7 protein-coding genes and 1 pseudogene are annotated in these 7,248 nt (G+C 66.4%); 7 read left to right on the top strand and 1 reads right to left on the bottom strand.

Going from position 1 to position 7,248, the window contains the following annotated elements:
- Nucleotides 1–8: 8 nt before the first annotated feature.
- The 7 genes from B097_RS0106845 to B097_RS0106875 are packed head-to-tail and all read left to right on the top strand — an operon-like array spanning nt 9 to nt 7,069.
- On the top strand, nt 9–971 hold the full coding sequence (locus B097_RS0106845) for a thiamine-phosphate kinase (RefSeq protein WP_018581796.1): 963 nt from the start codon (nt 9–11) through the stop codon (nt 969–971).
- Nucleotides 971–1,624 (top strand): uracil-DNA glycosylase, encoded by a 654-nt coding sequence (locus tag B097_RS0106850; RefSeq protein WP_018581797.1) that lies wholly within the window; start codon nt 971–973, stop codon nt 1,622–1,624. The genes B097_RS0106845 and B097_RS0106850 overlap by 1 nt, the downstream gene beginning before the upstream one ends.
- An 11-nt stretch (nt 1,625–1,635) precedes the next feature.
- Nucleotides 1,636–3,156, top strand: a complete 1,521-nt coding sequence (locus B097_RS0106855; protein ID WP_018581798.1) for a DAK2 domain-containing protein — start codon at nt 1,636–1,638, stop codon at nt 3,154–3,156.
- A 3-nt stretch (nt 3,157–3,159) separates the two neighbouring features.
- Nucleotides 3,160–5,253: an ATP-dependent DNA helicase RecG gene (locus B097_RS0106860; protein ID WP_018581799.1), complete on the top strand. Its 2,094-nt coding sequence runs from the start codon at nt 3,160–3,162 to the stop codon at nt 5,251–5,253.
- Nucleotides 5,254–5,270: 17 nt separating this feature from the next.
- A complete protein-coding gene (locus B097_RS0106865; protein ID WP_018581800.1) occupies nt 5,271–5,849 on the top strand; it encodes an RsmD family RNA methyltransferase in 579 nt (192 codons plus the stop codon).
- Nucleotides 5,850–6,326: a pantetheine-phosphate adenylyltransferase gene (coaD, locus tag B097_RS0106870; protein ID WP_018581801.1), complete on the top strand. Its 477-nt coding sequence runs from the start codon at nt 5,850–5,852 to the stop codon at nt 6,324–6,326.
- Nucleotides 6,323–7,069, top strand: coding sequence for a sulfite exporter TauE/SafE family protein (locus B097_RS0106875; protein ID WP_018581802.1), 747 nt, complete (start codon nt 6,323–6,325; stop codon nt 7,067–7,069). The genes coaD and B097_RS0106875 overlap by 4 nt, the downstream gene beginning before the upstream one ends.
- Here the strand turns inward: B097_RS0106875 and B097_RS13625 are convergent.
- Nucleotides 7,066–7,248 (bottom strand): annotated as a pseudogene (locus B097_RS13625) (hypothetical protein); the annotation flags it as partial. The gene B097_RS0106875 and the pseudogene B097_RS13625 overlap by 4 nt on opposite strands.

The following is a 7,248-nucleotide window of genomic DNA, read 5'->3' on the forward strand; positions in this document are numbered from 1 at the left end:
CCCTTTCCATGATTAGCATGGGTTTCCCCACCAGCGGCCCGACTGTGGCCGACGTCGGCGAGCTTGGCACTATCGACGCCATCATCGCCGCCGCGCCCTCGCGCATCAACGGCGACGACGCGGCGGTGCTGCACCATGCCTCGCCCAACTCGCGCACCGTGGCCACCACTGACATGCTGGTCGAAGGCCGCCACTTCAATCCCGCCTGGACCACGCCGTACCAGGTGGGGCGCAAAGCGATCGTGCAGAACTTCGCCGATATTGAGGCCATGGGGGCGCGTCCCTTGGCGGCGCTGCTGGCGATCTCCGCGCCCGAAACCACCCCGCTGGCCGTGATCGAGGGCTTGGCTGAAGGTATCGGGGCGCGCTGTGAGGAATATGCTGCCGAACTGGTTGGCGGGGACCTCACCGGCGGTGAACACCTGGTCATCTCGGTTACGGCGATTGGGTCGCTGGGTGGGAACCTGCCGGAGCTGGCCCTGGACCAGGCGCGGATCGGGCAGCGCGTGGTGGCGCACGGCAAGATCGGGTACTCCGGCGCGGGCCTGGCGCTGCTGGCCGCAGGGATCGATGTGCCTGAGCAGCTTCACCCGCTGATCCACGCCCACCAGGCCCCGGAGCTCACGCCGGGCCGCGGGGTCATCGCTCGTAGTGCCCGCGCCACCGCCATGACCGACAATTCGGACGGGCTCTGCCACGACCTGGGGACCATCGCGCGCCGCTCCGGGGTGGGGATCAACCTCTCCTCGGTGGCTATCGCGCCGGATGCCTTGCTGAAGGAAGCCGGCACGCTGCTCGACGTGGACCCGTGGGAATGGGTCTTATCCAGCGGGGAGGACCACACGCTGTTGGCCACCACGTCCGGCCAGGCGCCCAGCGGTTTCCGCTCCATCGGGCAAGTAGTCAAGGGCCAGGGCGTGACCATCGACAACCGCCCGCCGAAATACGGACAAGGATGGCAAAGCTTCTAATGCAACACACAGAGCTCCCCGTACACCCCTCCTGGCAGCCGGTGCTCGAGCCGGTCGCCGATCAAATCCACCGCATGGGTGACTTTCTGCGCGCCGAACCCGCCTACCTGCCCGCCGGCCGCGACATCCTGCGCGCCTTCCACGATCCTTTCGACGCCGTCAAGGTGCTCATCGTCGGCCAAGATCCCTATCCGACACCCGGGCACGCGATGGGACTCAGCTTTTCCACCGCCCCCGGCGTGCCGGCCCCGCGCAGCCTGGTCAACATCTACAAGGAGCTTCACGACGACCTCGGCGTAGCCCCCAAGGAGGACGGGGACCTCACCGCCTGGGCCAACCAGGGCGTGATGCTGCTCAACCGCGTGCTCACCGTACGCCCCGGCCAGGCTGCCAGCCACCGCGGCAAGGGATGGGAGGAAGTCACCGCCCACGCCATCGCAGCCCTTGCGGCGCGTGACCAACCACTGGTGGCCATCCTGTGGGGCCGGGACGCCCAGACCGCGCAACAGTTTCTGGGTAATACCCCGTGCATCACCAGCGCGCACCCCTCGCCGTTGTCGGCGCGCCGCGGGTTCTTTGGGTCGCGGCCTTTTTCCGCGGCGAATGAGGCACTGGCCCGCCAGGGTGCCGCACCTGTGAACTGGCAACTGTAAGCTAGGGATCCATGTCCTATCCTGTTGAGCTCGATGGTGCCCGCCTGCAGTCCTGGGCCCGGCACGCCGCCGAAGAATTAAACCGCCGCCGCGCGGACATCAACGCGCTCAACGTGTTCCCCGTCCCGGATGCCGACACCGGCTCCAACATGGCCCACACGATGGCAGCCGCCGTCGAGAGCGCCAGTGCGCTTAACGACGATGCCCCCGCCCACAAAGTCGCCGGAGCCCTAGCCACGGGCAGCATCCGTGGTGCGCGCGGAAACTCTGGTGTGGTGCTCTCTCAGGTGCTGCGCGGCCTGGCACATTCGGCGAGCCAGGGCCCGATCGGGGCGGACGCCGTGGCCCACGCCCTGACCATGGCCGTGGAGTTTGTTGACCGCGCGATCGCCGACCCCGTCGAAGGCACCGTCCTGACAGTCCTGCGAGCCGCAGCAGGTGCCGCCACCGCCGCCACCGCCGAGGGCGAACTTGTCGACGTGTCCCGCACCGCCTACGACGCCGCGTGCACCGCGCTGGCCAACACCCCCTCCCAGCTCGACGTCCTGCGCGAAGCAGGCGTTGTGGATGCGGGCGGCGCTGGCCTCGTCGTGCTTTTGGAGACCCTGCTCCAAGAAATCACCGGCCAAGAGGTGGAGCGATCGTCGATAAGCAACGAACCGGTGCGCGCCCAGGCCGAACTGGAAGTGATGTTCTACTACCGCGGCGATGTCACCGAACTGGAGGGCGTGCTGGCGCCGCTGGGCAATTCGCTGGTGGTCGCGCGCGCCAGCGATAGCGAAGCCACGGTGCATATCCATTCGGCCGATGCAGGCAGGCTGATCGAGGCCGCTTTTGCCCACGGCGAGGTCAGCGACCTGCGATTGGAGGTGTTGCCGGAAGGCCCGCGGACTCAAGCGCCCTCGCGGGTGGTACTGGCGGTCACGCCGCCGGGGTCCCTGTCGGACCTGTACCAGCAGGCCGGAGCGACGGTGGTGGCCCCCGGCGAGACAGTGGTCAGCGAGATCCTTTCCGCGATCCGCGCCTCCGGGGCCCAAGAAGTCGTGCTGCTGCCCAACGGCCTGCTGTCGAACCGGGCGCTGGTCGCCGTGGAGAAAGCCACTGCCGCGTTCGAGCAGTCCATCATGCTGCTGCCGACGGTGCGCCTAGTCTCCGGCATCGCGGCGCTGGCGGTGCACGACCCGGACCAGCCGCTGGCCACGGCCTCCTACACGATGAGTGAGGCCGCAGGGGAGATGCGCACGGCCGTCGTCACGCGCGCCGAACGCGCCGCACTCACCCAAGCCGGGGCGTGTGCGAAGGGGGACTACCTGGCGCACGCGCACGGCGACATCACGGCCGTGGGCGACACGCTGACTGAAACCGTGGAGACCTGCTGCGCGCGCCTGCTGGAATCCGGTGGGGAACAGGTGACGCTGCTGGTCGGCAAGGGCGCGCTTGACGACGAACACCTCTCTTCCGCGCTTGGCGTGGACGTGGTGGTTTATCCTGCAGATGGACTGACTGTAGAAGCGGAGATCGGGGTGGAATAGACAATGCTGGGGTTTCGGGATACTCGCCAGCTCGGGGAAGTGCTGCCGCTGCCGCAGGCCAGGAAGATTACGAAACACCTGGGCTATACGGAGTGTCAGGAGCTGCTGGAGCACTACCCGCGGCGCTACCTGCACTACGGCAGCTCGCAGGGTCTGCTCAGCGCTGCTGAGGGCGACGCGATCAGCTTCATGGGAACGATCGTCGATGTGACGAGGCTCTACCCGAAGGGAAAGTTCCTGCTGAAGATCACGCTTGACGACGGCACCTCCCGCCTCGAAGCGACCTACTTCAACGCCCACTACCTAGACAAGCTTTTGACCGTGGGGACGCGCCTGATGGTGACAGGCACTCTGAAGTTCTTCCGCGGCACCCCGCAGCTGTCGCACCCGGACTATGTGCTGCTGGACGGCTCCGGCAAGGCAAGCGGGGCGCTGCTGCAGCTGGGCAAGTTCGGCGATCTGGGCGCGATGCTGGCCAGCCGCGACTTTCTGCCCGTCTACCCGGCGGTGAAAAATGCCAGCACGTGGACGATCATGGGCGCGGTGCACGCCATCTTGGAGTCGATCCCGCCTCTCGACGAGCCACTCGGCGACACCCCCGACGGCTTTATTCCTTTCGACGACGCCCTGCGCCAGGTCCACGAACCTGGCCACGCCGGTCCCGCCGAAGCCATTCGCCGCCTGAAGTACAACGAGGCCATGTCCATCGCCTTGGTGATGGCGTTGCGTCGTAAAGATTCCACCCAGGACACCGCGCCCGCACTGCCGCGCGTGGAGAGCCGCGACCAGGACGGCATGCTGCGCGGCCTCCCGTTCCCGCTCACGCGCGGCCAGCAGCAGGTGGTCAGCGAGCTTTCCGACGATTTGTCGCGCACCCGCCCCATGATGCGGCTGCTGCAAGGCGAGGTCGGCTCCGGCAAAACGATCGTGGCGCTGCTGGCGATGCTGCAAGCCATCGACAACGGCAAGCAGTGCGCCCTGCTCGCACCCACGGAGGTGCTGGCCATGCAACACGCCCGCTCCCTCCAGCTCACGCTCATGGACGCTGCCGTTCCGGTCCGGGTTGTGGCCTTGACCGGTTCGATGGGTGCGAAGCAGAAGCAGGAGGCGCTCTTGGCGATCGTCACCGGTGAGGCAGATATCGTCGTCGGCACGCACGCCCTGATCCAAGACTCGGTCGATTTCTTCGACCTCGGCTTCGTCGTCGTCGACGAGCAGCACCGCTTCGGCGTGGAACAGCGCGACCAACTGCGCACCAAAAACGAGCGCTACACCCCACACATGCTAGTCATGACTGCCACCCCGATCCCGCGCACCATCGCCATGACCGTCTTCGCCGACCTCGAAGTATCCACCCTGCGCGAGCTGCCCGGCGGGCGCAAACCGATCCAATCCTCCGTCGTGCCCGAATTCCTACCCAAATGGGTTGCGCGCGGCTGGGAGAAAATCCGCGAAGAGGTCTACGCCGGCCACCAGGCCTACGTGGTGTGCCCGCGCATCGAGGGCGACGGGGGAGTCCTCGAGGTAGCCGCCCACCTGCGCGCCACCGAATTCGCCGGACTGACCGTGGGCGTGCTCCACGGGCGCATGAAAGGCGAGGACAAAGACACCATCATGAAGGACTTCGCCGCCGGCGGCATCGACGTGCTCGTGTCCACCACGGTGATCGAGGTGGGCGTCGACGTCCCCAACGCCACCGTCATGCTGATCCGCGAATCCGAATCCTTCGGCATCTCCCAGCTTCACCAGCTGCGCGGTCGCGTCGGCCGTGGCGGGCACAAGTCGCTCTGCCTCTTCCACACGCTTGCCGACGAACACACGCCCCAATTCAACCGCGTGGCCGCGGTGGCGGGCACCGCGGACGGTTTCGAACTCGCTGAGCTCGACCTGGCCGCCCGCAGCGAAGGCGACGTGCTGGGCACCTCACAGTCCGGCACCCAGCGGCGGCTCCGGTTGCTCAGCCTGAGCAAGGATTTCGAGATCATCTACAGGGCAAACACGGACGCAGAGGCCTTCGTCGATAAGCACCCTGAGCGTGCCCGGGCGCTCATCGCGGACTTGGAACAGGAAGACCTGGAATACCTGGAAAAGAGCTAGCGGTATACTCTGCTGGCATGAATCGCATCATCGCCGGCGACGCCCGTGGCCGCAAGATCAAAGTCCCACCCGAGGGCACCCGCCCCACCTCCGACCGGGCCCGCGAAGGCCTCTTCTCCTCGCTGGAAGCGCGCTTCGGCTTCGCCGGCCAGGTGGTGCTGGACCTGTTCGCCGGGTCCGGGGCGCTGGGGCTGGAGGCCGCGTCGCGGGGCGCGGACGAGGTGGTGCTGGTGGAAAACGATCCGCGCGCGGTCGCCGTCATTGAATACAACGCGGGGGTGGTTGGCCACCCGAACGTCACGATCGAACCTGTCGCCGCCTCCACCTACGTCGCGCGCGCCCCACGCGAACACTTCTCCATGGTGCTCGCCGATCCGCCGTACGAGCTTGCCGACGAAGCCGTCGCCGAAATGCTCGAGGCGCTTAAGCCTGTGCTCGTGGACGGAGCGGCCGTGGTCGTCGAAAGGCACCGCGAATCGCCCGAAACCGCGTGGCCGGAAGGCTACACTCCTACGGGACAGAAGCTGAAAAAGCGCCTCTACGGCATCGCGCGCATGGATATGGCTGTCTACAGCGCCGACGAAAGGACCACCTAGATGACCATCGCCGTCTGCCCCGGATCCTTCGACCCCGTCACCAACGGGCACCTCGACATCTTCGGCCGGGCCGCCCGCAACTTCGACGAAATCATCGTTCTGGTCACAGGGAACCCGAAGAAAAACACCGGGCTGTTTACTATCGACGAACGCATGGATCTGATCCGTGACGTCACCACCGACATCCCCAACCTGCGCGTGGACAGCTGGGGTGGCCTGCTTGTCGATTACACCACGCAGCATGGCGTCGGAGCGTTGGTGAAGGGCCTGCGTTCTTCGCTGGACTATGACTATGAGCTGCCCATGGCCCAGATGAACCGGCGGCTGTCCGGCGTGGAGACCTTCTTCCTGATGACCGACGAAAAATACGGCTACGTCTCTTCGTCGTTATGCAAAGAAGTGGTGCGCTACGGCGGCGACATCAGCGGCCTGGTCCCCGACACCGTCCTTGACGCGATGAAAGCAAAATACGCGTGATCCTGGCCGCGGTGGTGTTCCTCACCGTGCTGGCGGGCGCGTTCCTGCAGCGCGTGTCCGGCATGGGGCTGGGGCTGATCGGCGGGCCCGTGCTGATGATCGCGATGGGGCCCGTAGACGGCATCCTCGTGCTCAACGTGCTGGCCGCCGTCAACGCCGCCATGTCCACCCTGACGGTGTACAAGGATGTGCACTGGCGCAACTTCGCCATCATCTCCGCCGTGCTGGTGCTGGGGGCGGGGCCGGGCGCGTGGCTGATCCGTTCGGTGTCGCCGGATTGGCTGCTGATCGTGGCGGGTGTGTTGCTGCTGATCGCGTTGTCGGTGGTGACGATCGGGAAGCGCCACGTGCCGCAGGTCTCCGGCACGGCCCCGATGGCACTGTCTGGCGTGGTTGCCGGATTCATGAACACGCTCGCCGGCATCGCGGGCCCGGCGATTACCGTCTACGCCACAGCCGCGCGGTGGCCACAGCGGATGTACGCCGCCACCCTCCAGCCGATCTTCATGGTGTCTGGGGCGATTTCTTTCGGTATCAAGCTGGTGACTGGCGCCGCTGATCTTTCCGCCGTCGACCCGATGGTGTGGCCCGTCGGTCTTGTCGCCATGGCGGTCGGCATCTTTTTGGGCATGAAGGTAGCCCCGCACGTCCCGCGCGCCCGCGCCTACCAGCTGGCCCTCGGCTTAGCTGTGTTCGGCGGCGTGGTCGCCCTGGGACGGGGGTTGGTCGGGCTGATCGCTTAACGACGAAGCCTGGGCGGTGATAGCCCGGCCAACGGGTGGTCATTGGCCACCACCTCGCCACCGGGCAGAATCCGGTACGCTATCCCGCCACTCGTGCTGTAATGCTGCTGGTCACCGGCTTTACCATTGTGGTACGGGCACAGCAGGCACATATTCGACAACACACTCAACCCACCCTT

This window comes from Corynebacterium pilosum DSM 20521 = CIP 103422 (assembly GCF_000373805.1).
Classification (GTDB): domain Bacteria; phylum Actinomycetota; class Actinomycetes; order Mycobacteriales; family Mycobacteriaceae; genus Corynebacterium; species Corynebacterium pilosum.